This is a genomic window from Neobacillus ginsengisoli, assembly GCF_030813055.1.
This window is the reverse complement of record NZ_JAUSTW010000022.1, coordinates 1-13191: the sequence shown is the minus strand read 5'-3', so window position 1 is coordinate 13191 and position 13191 is coordinate 1. Positions and strand designations below refer to the sequence as shown.

General features: G+C 35.3%; 12 protein-coding genes, 1 pseudogene and 2 riboswitches. Of the genes and pseudogenes, 10 read left to right on the top strand and 3 right to left on the bottom strand.

What is annotated here, in order from left to right; genetic code table 11:
- Positions 1 to 154 precede the first annotated feature (154 nt).
- The 8 genes and pseudogenes from J2S10_RS27200 (at position 155) to J2S10_RS27165 (ending at position 7748) form a co-directional block, all read left to right on the top strand.
- Positions 155 to 613, top strand: coding sequence for a 2-thiouracil desulfurase family protein (locus J2S10_RS27200; protein WP_307414299.1), 459 nt, complete (start codon positions 155 to 157; stop codon positions 611 to 613).
- A gap of 532 nt (positions 614 to 1145) precedes the next feature.
- Positions 1146 to 1280, top strand: a riboswitch (cyclic di-AMP (ydaO/yuaA leader).
- A gap of 241 nt (positions 1281 to 1521) precedes the next feature.
- A complete protein-coding gene (locus J2S10_RS27195) occupies positions 1522 to 2100 on the top strand; it encodes a hypothetical protein (protein ID WP_307414297.1) in 579 nt (192 codons plus the stop codon).
- A 99-nt stretch (positions 2101 to 2199) separates the two neighbouring features.
- Entirely contained in the window at positions 2200 to 4110 is a 1911-nt protein-coding gene (locus J2S10_RS27190) for an APC family permease (protein WP_307414295.1), read from the top strand.
- 468 nt (positions 4111 to 4578) lie between these two features.
- The gene (locus tag J2S10_RS27185) at positions 4579 to 5025 is read left to right on the top strand and encodes an ArsI/CadI family heavy metal resistance metalloenzyme (RefSeq protein WP_307414293.1); all 447 of its coding nucleotides are present in this window, start codon (positions 4579 to 4581) and stop codon (positions 5023 to 5025) included.
- 238 nt (positions 5026 to 5263) lie between these two features.
- Positions 5264 to 5775, top strand: a pseudogene (locus J2S10_RS27180) (GNAT family N-acetyltransferase).
- A 169-nt stretch (positions 5776 to 5944) separates the two neighbouring features.
- Positions 5945 to 6592, top strand: a complete 648-nt coding sequence (locus tag J2S10_RS27175) for a divalent metal cation transporter (protein WP_307414291.1) — start codon at positions 5945 to 5947, stop codon at positions 6590 to 6592.
- A gap of 58 nt (positions 6593 to 6650) precedes the next feature.
- Positions 6651 to 6845, top strand: coding sequence for a hypothetical protein (locus J2S10_RS27170; RefSeq protein ID WP_307414290.1), 195 nt, complete (start codon positions 6651 to 6653; stop codon positions 6843 to 6845).
- Positions 6846 to 7100: 255 nt separating this feature from the next.
- Complete coding sequence (locus J2S10_RS27165; RefSeq protein ID WP_307414288.1) at positions 7101 to 7748, top strand: DUF1345 domain-containing protein; 648 nt, start codon at positions 7101 to 7103, stop codon at positions 7746 to 7748.
- A gap of 305 nt (positions 7749 to 8053) precedes the next feature.
- On the opposite strand, the gene J2S10_RS27160 is transcribed toward J2S10_RS27165, so the two are convergent.
- The gene (locus tag J2S10_RS27160; RefSeq protein ID WP_307414286.1) at positions 8054 to 9352 is read right to left on the bottom strand and encodes an ABC transporter ATP-binding protein; all 1299 of its coding nucleotides are present in this window, start codon (positions 9350 to 9352) and stop codon (positions 8054 to 8056) included.
- A gap of 11 nt (positions 9353 to 9363) precedes the next feature.
- A complete protein-coding gene (locus J2S10_RS27155; RefSeq protein ID WP_307414284.1) occupies positions 9364 to 11088 on the bottom strand; it encodes an ABC transporter permease in 1725 nt (574 codons plus the stop codon).
- 313 nt (positions 11089 to 11401) lie between these two features.
- Positions 11402 to 11569: riboswitch (M-box (ykoK) riboswitch) on the bottom strand.
- A gap of 355 nt (positions 11570 to 11924) precedes the next feature.
- Between J2S10_RS27155 and J2S10_RS27150 the strand changes: the two genes are divergently transcribed.
- Both J2S10_RS27150 and J2S10_RS27145 read left to right on the top strand, forming a co-directional pair.
- Positions 11925 to 12263, top strand: a complete 339-nt coding sequence (locus J2S10_RS27150) for a hypothetical protein (protein WP_307414301.1) — start codon at positions 11925 to 11927, stop codon at positions 12261 to 12263.
- Positions 12264 to 12373: 110 nt separating this feature from the next.
- The gene (locus J2S10_RS27145; protein WP_307414282.1) at positions 12374 to 12664 is read left to right on the top strand and encodes a hypothetical protein; all 291 of its coding nucleotides are present in this window, start codon (positions 12374 to 12376) and stop codon (positions 12662 to 12664) included.
- Positions 12665 to 12849: 185 nt separating this feature from the next.
- Here the strand turns inward: J2S10_RS27145 and J2S10_RS27140 are convergent.
- The coding region (locus J2S10_RS27140; RefSeq protein WP_307414280.1) for a transposase at positions 12850 to 13191 on the bottom strand (342 nt) is incomplete at its 5' end.

Below are 13191 nucleotides of genomic sequence, written 5' to 3'. Positions count from 1 at the left end.
CTCATATCAATTACACGTAAATCCAAATACAAGGGTTATGAAATCCTGCGAATAAGTGAGCATTCGAGAGATAATCGTATCAAACTGAGGGAGTTGAACAAGAAAATATTTGGTAAAATTCAAATTAGAAGGACTAGCAGAAGGGGGTTAGTAAATGATATTGGTGAGTTCCTGCTTTGCGGGGTTAGATGTGAGATATAATGGGACAAATTGTTTAAATGATAAAATAAGTAAATTGGTAGAAGAAAATAAAGCTATTACAATATGTCCAGAATTACTTGGTGGGTTTTCAACGCCTAGAGAACCAGCTGAGATAATTGGTGGAAACGGAGAAGATGTTCTGGATGGAAACGCTAAAGTAGTTGATAAATCAGGTAAAGATGTTACCCAACTTTACATAAAAGGAGCATATTCTACGCTAGAACAAGCTATAGAATTAAATGCGACTTTGGTGGTTCTAAAGGAAAATAGCCCATCTTGTGGCGGTTCAACCATATATAACGGTGAATTTACCGGAAAAAAAATTATGGGGATGGGAGTCACTTCTGCTTTACTAAAAAGAAATGGATTAAAAGTAATTTCAGAAGAACAATTTGCAGATACCCTCCTTTAGTTCTTACTAATATTGGCATTTTTATATTGTTTATTTTAAAGAGATTGTGAAATACTGCACTTAAACAAACGGGTGCAAGAGTTGTAGTTCAAGCTGTCATTTAGACAGCTTTCTTATTGCACTAAACGCCCCTTATATATAGTATCAGTCCTAAAAAGATTGATAGAAAGCACCTTTTATCTATGTTTACATGTAACCATAGAAAAGCGTTTAAGGACTTGACTTGGAGCCTCTGTGGGCATGATTGGTCTTGAAAGGCTGAAGACGTTGTTTCATCAGGCATGCAAGCCTATCATACCCACCCCTCCAAGTAAAGTCCTATGTTTGTTAACGTTAAAAACTATAATTACTTACTATATATAATGCTTCTACAAAGATACATATATGGCATTTTTCGTATCTTTACTTACGTTGAATACGGTGGAAAATCATACTACATATAAGGGCAGGTTAGTTGAACAAAAAATATTTAATTTTTGAAATAGCCCTTTACAGGTTATTTGCTACGGAGTATTATCGCTTACAAGGAAACAATTTCATAATGCCTAATCCCGAAAGAGAACGGAGGACCCACTATTTGGGGTTAATTCTACAGCAGTAGAAGGGATGAATTCTCTTTCGCAATCCTACCCGTCAGCTAACTTCGTCGGCTAAAGCGAAGGAGGTCTAGAGACCGCCTAATTCAGGGGGCTTTTTTGTTTTTTAACAAAAACGCAGTTTGATTAAAAAGCAGGTCTTTTTATTATACCTATTTAACAAAGGGGAACTTTAAGACTGACGTTATTGGGAGGTGTTTGTATAGCTTTAAAACCATAAAAATAACTTTTGAGTTTACTCGGTTTAATAAAATATATCATGGAAAATATATATTAAATCGTTCAAAACGTTTTTTTGGAGGAAAAGTAAAGATGAGTAAACCCTCTTACCAAGGTAAAAGCAATACATATGTTTATTTAGACAACACTTTACCAACTTATTTTGGGCTTAATAGTGGATACCTTGATATTCAAACCATGAGATACAGAATCTTTGGTGTAGTTTGGAAAATAGTAGATGATACAAGGTATATTTTGGGATATTGGTTTACGGACAACGAGAACGATATTCATCATGCTATACAAAAGGCGGGATTTTCTGATCCGATTAAATCACAAAAAGGGGAGATAGACCAGCTATATCAAGCTATAAGGGCGGAACAAGATAAAGAAAATTGGTCTAAAAGAAGGAGATTGCACTTTCTTTTAAATATGAGAAAGCCTTGGAATGAATTAACCGAGGGATGGTATGTTTTAAAATCAGGCAATGATTTCCCTATGGCTTTAACTTGTATACAAAAAAAAGGGTATTCCATTTGGATTGAGCATATAAAGGTTTGTGAAACAGTAGAGGATATTAAAAAATTTTTAAACCTAGTTAATTTAGAACATGATATAAATTTAATTCCTGAAATAATAGAAAGCCATATCTGCAAACAATTTTTTACCTAAAAGTACTTACAAATTTTTATGTGATGATATTTATTAGGTTATTTCAAATACTAATTTATAGCCTGATTTTTATTTTAATTATAGAAGGGAATTTAAAAAGTGACTCATCCATCTCATTTTATAGAACTGTTTTTTGCCATATTGGCCTTAATTGGAATTTGGTTTTCTTTTTCCAATTTCAACAGTGTTAAACGTTTATTAATTGGAAGGCCGATGAGAACGGCAGAATTGAATGCCCAGCACAATAAGTTAATTTGGTATATTGCTCTTCCTATCCTTTCTGCAGACCTTTATTCATCCGTTGCTTACGGCCCAGAGGCAGGAATAACAGAACTCGCTAAGTTTGGGAATGAGGCAAAGTGGTATATCTTCCCAATCACTGTTTCTACCGTGATATTATTGGCCATCCTGATCCTTTCCTATATCATGGGAGTATTGGCCTACCCAAATGGAGGCGGGGCATATGCCATTGCAAAGGATAACTTTAAACAACGGTGGGTATCTTTAATTGCTTCAAGTTCATTACTTGTAGATTATATTTTAACGGTGGCTGTTTCTGTTTCCGCTGCGGTACAAGCTATTGCCTCCGCCTATCCAATCGTTACTCGTTATGAAACAGTTCTTGCTGTACTCTGTGTTTTTCTATTATTATTGATGAATCTTCGGGGCCTTGCCGAATCCGCTAAAATTTTTGCATGGCCTACATTTGGGTTCATGGCATGTATGTTAATACTCGTTTTTACGGGTTTTTTTAACGAGACCAGGCATGGTTTTGTTCAACCTAGCACACCCCCTTTTGGGACCGTTCCAAAAGGAATGACCATTTTACTTATATTAAAAGCATTCAGTTCGGCTTGCTCTGCATTAACAGGGATCGAAACCATCTCAAATGCTGTTCCTATTTTCAGAGAACCTCGTCCAAAAAATGCAATTAAGACCTACATTGCATTAGGAATCATCACAGCCATAACCCTTTTGGGATTTGCTTATCATTTATATGTAAAGGGTATTAGTCCAAATCCTAATAATACTATGCTATCTCAATTATCAGAATATTATTTTGGACATGGCCTCATGTATCAATTAATCATATGGTTTACTTTTATCGTCCTCATTCTTGCAGCCAATTCTACGTTTACAGGTTTTTCACAATTAGCTGCCATTGTAGCAGTTGATGGATTTTTGCCTCGTGGATTGACGAACAGAGGAGATCGCTTAGGTTACTCTAATGGCATTATTGCACTGGCAGCTATCGCCAGTTTATTGATTATCGCATTTCAATCTCAAACAAATGCCTTAATTCCTTTATATGCAATCGGAGTTTTCCTATCCTTTACAGTTGCTCAATTTGGCCTTATCAAACGGTGGAAACGTGAAAAGGGTTCAGGTTGGAAAACCAAATTAGCCATTAATACGGTGGGGGGAATTGTCACAAGCGTTGTTGCTGTCATTTTTGCTGTCACCAAATTCACTAGTGGTGCGTGGATTGTTTTAATTGTAATACCCCTGTTTATTTTCTTTTCATTGACAATCCATCATCATTATCAGGCTGTTGCAGCTGAGTTAAAGATTGACTTGAAAACGTTACGCCCTGAAAAGAACAGGGTCGTTACCATCGTACTTGTTTCAGGTATTCATCGAGTTGTCCAAAATACATTATCATTTGCTATAAGTTTAAGTCAGGCTAATTTATTAGCTGTATATGTAGGTTTTGATGATGATTCGATGAAAAAGATGGAGGCGAAATGGGAGGAATGGGGGAATCCATGTAGATTAGTAACCTTGAAAAGTAAATATAGATCGGTTTTAGAACCTCTTTCAAGATTAATAAAAATAATCGAAGAAAAAGAACAGTTTAAAGCACAAATTCATATTGTCATACCTCAATTTGTTACTAATAAGTGGTGGCATAACTTATTACACAATCAAACAGCTCTATTACTTCGTCTATGGTTAATAAGACATAAAGATGTTGTGATTACAACTGTACCTTATCATTTAAAGAAATAGCTTTTAAAGGCATGGAAAATTTTTTTCATGCCTTTAACTTTTATGATGAAGTTGGCTGTTGTCGTACCGATTATTTTATGGGTGCTCATTACGGTTGTGGCTTCGTATTTTTTCGCCAAAAATATTGAGTTTATGATTCAAGAGTGTACTTTAACACGAACGTTCTTTTAGGAGACACAATTTTATTTATAAAACTTCAACAATCGGGCGCATTTCTTGAGTAACCAAAAAGCCCTATTTCTAAAAATTAAATTAAGAAATAGGGCTTTTTAATATTGGTGTTTTGCTGGTGGTACCCCGAGGAGTACAAATGACACAAATTAAATATCAATTTTTTTTGATAAATTGATTGTAATTAGAAAAAATTACTAATATACTGTAATTGTAAATCAAAAAAAGTTGATTTATATCCTTTAAATCAAAAAAAATTGATTTACGATACCAATAAATATTAAGGAGCTGTTAAAAATGAAAATGCATGTTGGAGTAAATGTTACGGATTTAGAAAAGTCAATCGAGTTTTATACAAAAGTATTTAATGCAGAGCCTGTTAAAATAAAGCCTGGATACGCAAAATTTTTACTAAATGATCCAGAACTAAATTTCACATTGAACTTAAAAGATAAAGTAGCCGGAAATCAGGTAGGACATTTTGGGTTTCAAGTGGAAAATCGAGATGAAGTTTTCCAGCATAAAGACCGTTTTGAGAAATTAGGGTTCTTTGCTCGCGAAGAAATGGATGTTACATGCTGCTATGCTACTCAAGATAAATTTTGGGTTACAGATCCCGACGGCAACGAATGGGAATTCTTCTATACAAAAGGTGATGCTGAGGTTCATTCGATCGTTGAGAATGAATGCTGTATAACTACTACACCATCAAATCCTACTTCAACAACTTGCTGCAATAAGTAAAATCTTTTAGGGAATGTTCTTTCTTTTATCTTCGTAAAGTGTTTGATAAAACATAGAATAAAGAAGAAATGTAATAAGGGCAAACCTTTTCCTGGTAATGTCCTTATTTTTGTTATCAAGTGGCTGTCTTCAGGACAGTCATTGTTCGTTCACGAATAGGTTTCTTTCAATATATAGAAGGATTTTAAATTATAATGATGAAATTGAATCTATTATGTTAAAAAAAGGTGGTCTTAACATGGGTAATAAGGAGTTCTTGATTAATAACTTGGAAAAAGAAGACTGGGAACAAGTTTGTTCAATATATCTTGAAGGAATTGATACCGGGAATGCAACATTTCAAACGGAAGCTCCTACTTGGGAAGAATGGGACGCTGCACATTTATTAGAATGCAGATTGGTTGCCCGTGAAGATAAGAAAATTTTAGGTTAGGTTGGATCGCATTAAGTCCTGTTTCGAGTAGATGTGTTTATTCTGGTGTGGCTGAAGTAAGTATTTATGTGAGTCAAATACACAGGGGAGAAGGAATTGGAAGTGCTCTACTTAAATCTTTAGTAGATTCAAGTGAAAAAAATGGATATTGGACATTACAAGCGGGAATTTTTCCGGAAAACAAGGAAAGTATTAAATTACATAAGAAATTTGGATTCCGAGAAATTGGCCGTCGAGAGCGTATTGGAAAAATGAATGGTGTTTGGCGTGATGTAATTCTGCTCGAAAGAAGAAGTAATAAGGTTGGAATTAATTAAGATCCATCAGTGAAGCAGTTTGCTTGCTTGTGGAACACGAATTAAAAGGGATTAGAAGCTAGCGCCTACAGAAAACTACATTAATAACTACGAAAATAAGCGTGACGAATATACAAACGAAGACAAAACGAAGCATGATGAATACAAAAAGAAAAATGCTATAGTTGCAATGAATACAAATAAACGCAAGTATGCTTTTGGTGATGTGTTTGGAGTCAATCATTCTTTACATCGTAGTGTAAAAGATGCAAAAGGATTTTATATTAGCTACGGACTTCTTATCTTAATTGCTGCTGGAATTGTGCTCATTCCACATGCACCGCTTGGACTCATTACAACAGCAGTACAGGCGCTTGCAGGGATATTGCTTCCTAGTGCTACGGTTTTTCTCTTGTTGCTTTGCAATGATAAGGATGTTTTAGGACCGTGGGTAAATAAGATGTGGCTCAATGTAGTAAGCTCAGTTATTGTGGGTGTCCTTATTATACTTTCTTTACTTCTTGCAGTAACAACACTATTCCCAAATGTCGATATAAAGGTATTAACTGAGGTACTATCCGGCGCACTTATTATTGGACTTATTCTTGCAGGGCTTCTATATTACTTTCAAAAAAATAAATTTAAAGTAAAAGCCGTAGAAGAAACCCAGTATGCTATGGATCGTCGTTTTTGGCGTATGCCTCCAGTAAGTGAGCTCCAAAAACCAGTATGGTCAAAAACTCGGAAACTCGGTATGATTTTACTACGTGGTTATCTGTTAGTAGCAGTGATTTTAATAATTGTTAAGATTGTACAACTGGCTCTTGGATCCCAATAAAATTTATACGGAAAGTATATTCGTTAATATTAAGACAAATAGAAAGGAGTTCTAATTAATGAATAAAAATATTATTCCGTTTCCAAAACAACAGCAGGTAAATCTTACGGAAAATCATGAATATAAAGAAAATGTACCTTGGAAATTAGGAAGACATGTAAAACCTCACCACGTAGAAATGTTAGAAAAGCTAGTGGAGGATTACAAGCAACAAGCGCTTAATGATATGAAAAATAATAAAAAGTATCATTAAATATATATTTAAGAAATACAATTAAGAAAAACCTTTAGACCTTGTTTAAAGGTTTTTTTATTATCTTAATTGGCTTTGTTTATACTTTTGACAGTCAGTATAATAGTGACTTTTTTAGATATGAATAGGTGTATACTTAAGTTTATTTTCAATATACTGAGATATAAACAAAAAGACACTTTGCAAATATCGAATACATAAAAATATATTCATTATGATATGCTGCGAATATGACAAAAAGAGAGGAGTTTGCAATTGCAGGAATCTCATTTTTCAGATAACCACCATATTAAGGTTCCTCGGGGCGCATATTTATTGACGGTTCTAGTCATTGGTGCACTACTTAGTATTATTTCGGAAAATTTAACTCTAGGTCCTAGTTGGACAATAGTTTCAATCGTACTCATTCTGCTGGTACCAATGGTAATAAGTATGGTCCGAGGTCATCATGGATGGACGCGTGTTTTGTCTCTTGGCATAACAGGGGTAATTACGTTAGGGTTAGTCAGCAGTGTGTCATTTTTGATTTATGCATTGTTTCAACATACTGCTAGTGCAGCCAGTTTATTCCGGAGTGCAGGCTTGCTTTGGATTGTCAATATCGGGGTTTTTACCGTATGGTATTGGGAAATCGACCGAGGTGGTCCGTTGAAGAGGCATAGTGGAAAAAGTGAGCCATCCGATTTTTTATTTCCGCAAATGACCTTCGAAATCCCTGGATGGGAAAAATGGACCCCGTCATTCCTTGATTATTTATATCTGGCTTTCAATACAAATACAGCGTTCAGTCCAACCGATACAATGGTTATTTCCAAAAGAGCAAAAATTTTTATGATGATTCAATCATCTATCTCCCTTCTTATAGTAGCTGTATTAGCTGCACGAGCAATTAATATAGCCTGAGTGATGAGGAATGACCATAAGCAACAGGATAGGAACCATTTCGCTCGAGACCAGCCATGTAGCCAAGTTCCCAAATTTTATTGGTATTTTTAATTCTAGTTTTTATTGAGAAATCAAAACCCTCCAATGGGAATTCCAATTGCAATTATACCTAAAAAAAATGATAAAAACTTTTCGCCAAATAGCGATACCAATGGTAACCATACTTTCTGCCTAATAGAGTAAGGATGGATAGAATTGTGTCGTTTCGCTAGTAGTGCGAAAAAATAAACAGCCGGTTGCAAAAAATCGGCTGTTTAGTAAAATCATTCATTTATAGCTGCTGTTTCACTTTCTAAGTAAAGCACCTCTGCTTTTTCATCATAAGAAATTAGTTCGGCATATCTTCCCCAGTCAATTAAAATATCTAATTGGTGTTCAGCTTCCTCTGCCCCAAAGTGCTTCTCAAAAATTTCAACAAAAAACTCCCGTTCCATTTTATTGTTTGATTTAGATTGTAAAATCCATACTATTTTTTCCATTATTGGAACATACTTCATTAACTGTTCTTTAAATAATATTTTCCGTTCAAGTACGCTAGCGTCTGCAAATTGATGACCAATTTCCGTCAAATCTATATCACCTTGGTGAATGGTTGCGAACTGAAGCAGATGAGCAGCTTCGACAATTGGAAGAAAATCTTCTAAGTTAAGGCTTAATTGATCAGCTAGTTTGTATAAGTCAAACTTCTTTCCTAGGTCATCAACCAATTCAATAAAGCCAGTGAGAGCCCCCGCAGGGACTTCCTGAACTTTTTCAAGCTTCTTTTTCTGTACTTCTTCTACCTCAATCGTTTTAATTTCACGTTTTGTCAAAATAGAATAAATACGATCTACAAGCGATGTAAATTTAGGCTCTTGTTTATCCCGCCAATGTGGCATTGTAATCGGAATATCAGAGATAACACGAGCAGGGTCCCGTGATAAAACAATGGCTCGATCTGACATATAGACAGCTTCCTCGATACTGTGTGTAACCATGATAATGCTTTTCGTTGGAATTTTTTTCTCCGTCCACAATTCAAGCAAATCACGCTTTAAGTTTTCGGCAGTTAATACATCAAGAGCGGAAAAGGGTTCATCCATGAGAAGAATGTCAGGTTCCATGACAAGTGCACGGCCGATCCCTACACGTTGACGCATCCCACCAGATAGCTCTTTCGGATAAGCGCCTTCAAAGCCATCTAGACCTATCATATCGATGACGGAAAGTGCTTTTCGCATCTTTTCTTCTTCCCTTAGTGACTTGTTTTCAAGCCCTAGTTTTACATTTTCAATAACAGTTAGCCATGGAAATAAAGCGAATGACTGGAATACCATACCAACACCTGGGTTTGTTCCGACAATGGGTTTTCCATTATATAAAACTGAACCTTGTGATGGGGAAACGAGACCAGCTATAATTCGAAGGAGTGTTGATTTCCCCGAGCCAGAAGGACCTAGTATCGAAACGAACTCTCCTTCATTAATGTTAATGTTGATGTCATCTAAAACGGTAACGTTGCCTTGGCTTGGCAAATCATACCGTTTGCTAATTTTCTTTAATTCAATAAGGTTTTTTTCCATGCCTCACACCTCTAATCCAAATGGTATTTCTTTTCGGCGAGATTATACAGCCTGCGCCAAACCAGTCGATTTACAATTACAACTAATATACACATCACGATAATCCCCCAAATGATCTCAGGCCAATTTCCTTTTGTAGTTGCTTGAGCAATATAGGAACCTAAACCAGAGGCTTGTAGGGTATTACTTTTCCAAGATACGATTTCTGAAACAATACTAGCATTCCAAGCTCCTCCGCTTGCTGTGATACATCCAGTAATTAGAAAAGGAAAGACAGCAGGAAGGATAAGCGTTTTCCAAGTCTGCCAGCGTGTTAATTTTAAAATCGAGCTTGCTTCTTTAAGGTCAGAAGGAATTGCCATGGCACCTGCAATGACGTTAAAAAGCACATACCATTGTGTTCCTAACATCATTAACGGGATTGCACCAATTTCCATTGAAATTTTTAATTTAAGGTAAAGAATGGTGATAATAGGAAATGCCATATTGGCAGGAAATGAGGACAAAACCTGGACAATCGGTTGAACAATTCTTGATAACCGTGGATTCGTGCCGATAAAGACTCCTACAGGAAGTGTCCAAATAACCGCTAATAGTGTAGAGATAAACACTCGAAATGCAGTCAGTAGCCCAAGAACGACTACATGGGTCACTTCGTACCAGCTCAACCTAGATACTTCAATAATTCCTTCGAATAAATATTTACAAACAATTGCAGCAACGCAAGCAACCAGCAACCAATTTATGACTCTTTTAAAAAGACCCGGGATTTGTGGAAAAGTAATTTGTGAGCTTTTTTTAGAAAATACAATAAACCAATCGTGAAGTATTCTTTTAAGATATTGGTTAACAAAATGAACAAATCCTGCTCGTTTTAGGATATTAAATACCCAAGAGGTCGGAATATCACTAGATTCCGTCTGTTCATTTTTGAATTTTTGACTCCATGCAATAATCGGTCTCCAAAATAACTGATCCACAACAACAATTAATATAATCATCGTTAGAATTGAATAAATAATAGCATGGATATTTCCTTTATCAGCTGCCAAGGCCATGTACGATCCAATACCAGGTAAATGGATATCCTGATTGAGAACACTTATGGATTCACTAGCGGCAAGGAAAAACCACCCCCCGCCAAAAGACATCATGCTGTTCCAAACTAAGCCGATCATAGAAAATGGAACTTCTAATTTGAAGAAACGATTCCTAATACCTAATCGATTCATTTTTGTAGCTTCATCCAATTCTCGTGGGATTGTTTTTAGGGAATGGTAAAAGCTGAAGGTCATATTCCAAACCTGTCCAGTAAAAATCGCAAAAATAGATGCACACTCTACACCTAGTAAACTCCCTGGAAACAATGCCATAAAGGCAAGAACAGTTGCCGATAGAAATCCTAAAACAGGTACGGATTGTAAAATATCGATAGCCGGAATCATGAATTTTTCTGCAGTCTGATTATAGGCAGCTATTCGACCATAAACAAAAGTAAATATTAATGATGCTGCAAATGCGATAAACATTCGAAGCAGTGACCTCCCTGCATAATAGGGAAGCCATATTGGGTCAAGACTTAACTTTGACTGCTGAACTGCCGAAAAAGGAACCTCCATACCAGAACCAAGTTTCGCTGCGGCATATAAAATGGCTAATAATAAGAAGATGACAAGTATATCTGCCCATCCAAATTTTTTATTTTGTTTGACATTTGAGAAAATATTGAGTTGCATAGTGAACAGCCCCTTTTAAAAGCAAAATAAAAACCCCTACATATTCAGTAGGAGAGTACCGTCGTCCTTCCTTTAAAAAGGGTTAGTGGAATAAATTCAGCCTAAAGATGTTTAAAGTACAGACTGAAAATAGACACACCTAATCCATGGTAAAGGAATTTTGTAGATCCTACTAAGTAAAATAAATAATTTTTGAAACAAATAACACATTCGACTACTACTACTGTCCATTTCCAGTTTTCCCCCCTTGGTTATATAATATGAAAAGCCCCATAGGATTGTCCCTAGGGGCTTTTAGTTCATGGCAAAATAAACCGATTCCCCCAAGTTGAGTTTTGGCACTATACAACGTAAAGGAAATCCCTTAGCCACGTTAAGTAGAGCCTTAATCCGGCAATACCTGTTCTACCCATTGGCGTCTTTCGACGTTTCCGGGCAGTGGCCTATGTTTGTATAGGAGCCTCACCTAACGAGACATATTTTATCATTCTAGTGAATAATATCGCTGAGATATAGGTTTGTCAATTACTTTTTAAAGAGCTTGTATTAACTAACATTTAATTGATAATCCTTAGATTTATTTAAAATCTGTAACTAATTGAAAAAAATATTACGTATGTATGAACTTCTAATATGGGGGTATTTAGTTTAATTTGTGAAGTATTTCACTTAAACTAAAGGGTGCGATACTTCAATAAGAAGGTCGCCTTTTTTTTCAAAAGGAAGATTGGGAAATGTTGTACTTAAACTATCTGGGCAGGTTACTTGAAGAAGGATTTTTAGTAATAACAGGCGAAATTATTAGTATTCAAGAAAAATTATATCGGGAGGATACTATGACCTTTGAAGAATTGAAAAAAAACAAGCCTACGATCCAATGGATTGAAAATGATGAAGACGGCGAATTTTTTACTGAAGAAAATATCAGTGCGACAAATAAGGTTCTTGACTCTTACATTGACGATTTAAAGAAACTAGGGGCTAATCCTTCTGAAGCCGAGATAATTAAAGCTGTTAAAGAAGTGGTTATTAGCATAAATGAATTAAATGATGAATACGACGATTTCATCGAAACGGTGGAGAGAGAAGACCTTTGTGAGTTTATCGATACAGCAGCAAAGATAGCTGGTTTAGAATCCGAGGAAGACATCACCGAAGAGTGGAGAGAATGGTAAAATATAAGTTTCTTTTATTAAGCTAATGGGTGCTTGAGTTAAAGATGGAATAGTGACACATTTAAAATTAAATTCAATAATAAAAATTTTACTTATTGGAGACTACTGATATGAAATTAAGTGACCGTTTTTTAAAGAACAGAGTAAAGCAGATTGTAATTACTCAATTTATATTGATTATCCCGATGATAGTATTTTTATTTTTATCTTTTACGACATATCCCGTAAATTTTTTCTACTCTGGATTTATAGGAATTATTCTTGCAATATCTATGTTTTTAAATGGAATAGAACAATATATTTTAAAAAAGAAAGGATGGTCAATTTCTTTCTTCATCTTATCAGTATTTATAATTTTAGTTGCATTGCAAAGTTTTTATGTTTCAACCTTAAAGAGATAGTCCGATTTTCTTTTTTTTAAGTAGGATTGTGAAACATTACACTTAAAGTAAACCAGCTAATAGTTTGTCAACATTTTTCAATCAAAACTTAAAATTTTTTATGTTATACTAAAAATGTGCATGCCAAATAACCTTCCTTAATTCTGCTTTTGGAAGGTTTTGTATTGTTTAGTTTTATTTATTATTTAAGCTATATCTTGGAAAGTTGAGTTGCTTTTTAATAGTGCATAGATCCATTGTAAAAGCTTATTTGCACAGGCTATTACAGCTACTTTATAAGGCTTTCCTTCTTCACGTTTCTTATCATAGAACTCTCGTAACCTCTTGTTGCGTGGGATTATATCTTTGGTTGTTTTCTTTTTTCGACAATCACGAATGGCACATTTAACGGCTAAATATAAGGCACGCCTAAGCCTGCTTGACCCTCTTTTCGTTATTCTGTTCACTGTTCCTTTGAACCTTCCTGATTCAAAGATACTAGGGTCAATTCCGGCAAATGCTACAAGTTTTTTAGGGTGATTAAACCG

What these genes read in the sequence shown, in the direction of transcription:
- J2S10_RS27160 (WP_307414286.1), bottom strand. Translation starts at nt 9,352, where the DNA reads ATGGAAAAAAACCTTATTGAATTAAAGAAAATTAGCAAACGGTATGAT.
- J2S10_RS27195 (WP_307414297.1), top strand. Translation starts at nt 1,522, where the DNA reads ATGAGTAAACCCTCTTACCAAGGTAAAAGCAATACATATGTTTATTTA.
- J2S10_RS27185 (WP_307414293.1), top strand. Translation starts at nt 4,579, where the DNA reads ATGAAAATGCATGTTGGAGTAAATGTTACGGATTTAGAAAAGTCAATC.
- J2S10_RS27200 (WP_307414299.1), top strand. Translation starts at nt 155, where the DNA reads ATGATATTGGTGAGTTCCTGCTTTGCGGGGTTAGATGTGAGATATAAT.
- J2S10_RS27170 (WP_307414290.1), top strand. Translation starts at nt 6,651, where the DNA reads ATGAATAAAAATATTATTCCGTTTCCAAAACAACAGCAGGTAAATCTT.
- J2S10_RS27145 (WP_307414282.1), top strand. Translation starts at nt 12,374, where the DNA reads ATGAAATTAAGTGACCGTTTTTTAAAGAACAGAGTAAAGCAGATTGTA.
- J2S10_RS27150 (WP_307414301.1), top strand. Translation starts at nt 11,925, where the DNA reads ATGACCTTTGAAGAATTGAAAAAAAACAAGCCTACGATCCAATGGATT.
- J2S10_RS27155 (WP_307414284.1), bottom strand. Translation starts at nt 11,088, where the DNA reads ATGCAACTCAATATTTTCTCAAATGTCAAACAAAATAAAAAATTTGGA.
- J2S10_RS27175 (WP_307414291.1), top strand. Translation starts at nt 5,945, where the DNA reads ATGAATACAAATAAACGCAAGTATGCTTTTGGTGATGTGTTTGGAGTC.